The sequence below is a fragment of the Neisseria sp. P0001.S005 genome (assembly GCF_051963715.1).
Genome location: NZ_JBQCTZ010000840.1, coordinates 1 through 341, shown reverse-complemented (window position 1 = coordinate 341; position 341 = coordinate 1). Strand labels below are relative to the sequence as shown.

Below are 341 nucleotides of genomic sequence, written 5' to 3'. Positions count from 1 at the left end.
TGCCGCCCGTTCATCAAATCGAAGAAGCCATGGACAAACTCAAACGCTTCTTGCAAAACTACCATCAATAAACCTAAACAAAGAGGCCGTCTGAAAAAGCAAACCGCTGTTCAAACGGCCTTTTTAATCAAACAGCAACTTGGCAAAGCCTGCTGACATGCGTATAATCGACTATTCCTATCTGGGGGCGATCTTGGTTTCGACGGGGGTTGCAAAGCAGATGCGGGCATACCGGGGTCTCAGGTTTCCCGTAAAACACTGAACTTAAATAGTCGCAAACGACGAAACTTACGCACTGGCCGCTTAAGGCCTGCCGTTGCAGCAGTTGGTCAATGGGCTGT

1 other RNA gene is annotated in these 341 nt (G+C 48.7%); it reads left to right on the top strand.

The annotated features are described in order from the left end of the window. Nucleotides 1-183: 183 nt before the first annotated feature. Nucleotides 184-341, top strand: a transfer-messenger RNA (tmRNA) gene (gene ssrA / locus ACTHSP_RS23135); the annotation flags it as partial.